The sequence below is a fragment of the Alcanivorax sp. HI0044 genome (assembly GCF_001634945.1).
In genome coordinates this window covers 1-1,264 of sequence record NZ_LWEZ01000181.1, presented here as the reverse complement: position 1 = coordinate 1,264, position 1,264 = coordinate 1, and the positions used below count along the sequence as shown (strand labels likewise).

At 47.5% G+C, this 1,264-nt stretch carries 1 protein-coding gene; it reads left to right on the top strand.

Annotation, left to right across the window (positions count from 1 at the left end; genetic code table 11):
• Positions 1-9: 9 nt before the first annotated feature.
• A complete protein-coding gene (locus A3730_RS02175) occupies positions 10-1,113 on the top strand; it encodes a porin (RefSeq protein WP_063537391.1) in 1,104 nt (367 codons plus the stop codon).
• Positions 1,114-1,264 lie beyond the last annotated feature (151 nt).

Here is a 1,264-nt window from a genome sequence, read left to right as displayed (position 1 = left end):
TTCCTCGCGGTGCAATCAGCCAATGCCGAAATAACACTGTATGACGATGACGGAACCAGCTTCAGCACTGACGGTTACATTAATGCTTTTTATGTAAACAACGACGTAGACCGTGCCGGCGATCAATTCGACCGCAGACAATCAAGAGTTAAAATGGGTTTCCTGCCAAACTATATTGGTTTCAATATGAAACGAGAAATAGGTGATCTTACACTGGGCGCAAGGTCATCCTTCTGGGTCACCATTAATGACAGTGAAACTGCCGCCACCGGCACGGCTATTGATGTACGTCAGTTTTATGGAACTATTGGTGGCAGCTTCGGTGAGGTGCTTATTGGTAAAGATTTCGGGCTCTTTGCTCGTTCCAACATCCTCCGCGACGAATTGCTCATTGGGTTTGGCCATTCCAGCGATGTCGTGGGCCTCGTTGATGGCGGTGGCGTATCTTTCGGGAATATCGGCACCGGCTATCCCTACGCCTTCCCAAGCTCGCAAATCACCTGGCGGAGCCCTGAAATGGGCGGTCTAAACATTGCAGTGGGGATTCTAGACCCATACGACACCAATGAAGTGGGTGCGCCAGGCAAGGCATATCAAGACACCCCAAGAGTAGAAAGTGAAATCAGCTACCAGGCAGACATTGGAGGAATGGAAATTTATACATGGGTTAACGGTGCTTATCAAAACTCCGAAAATACAGATAATACCGTTACTGATATCACATCAGAAGGCGTAGGTTACGGCGCTCAAATCAAAGCCGCTGACTTAACCCTCACCGCTTCCGGTTTTGATGCTACAGGTATCCATCCCTTGTTCACTAATAACGCTGGCCAACTCCCACTCCAGGAAGTTGATAGCAATGGCTACCTTATACAAGCGGGTTATCAAATCGGCAAAATGCGAGTTGCGGGAACCTATGGCCGAACCGAAGATGATGGCGTTACTGGTGGAACAGCGATTGATTACGAAAATAAAGGCGTAATTATAAGTTACGCAGCCAATGATTATCTTAACCTGGTAACCAACTTCAGTCGTGTTGAGCTGGATGACGAAACAGTAGGCGAAATAGAGACAACTGACACACTTGCACTGGGTGCCACGGTAGCCTGGTAATTAATAACCTCAAATATCAAAGGGTGAGCGCCATGGCACTCACCCTTTTTTACTGAATAAAATTATGGTAAGGCTGTGTAATTCGCTTTCTCAAGCGAGCCAGAGGGATAAAATCGCCGGCTTCCACGGCAGCACTAACGTCACAAATATC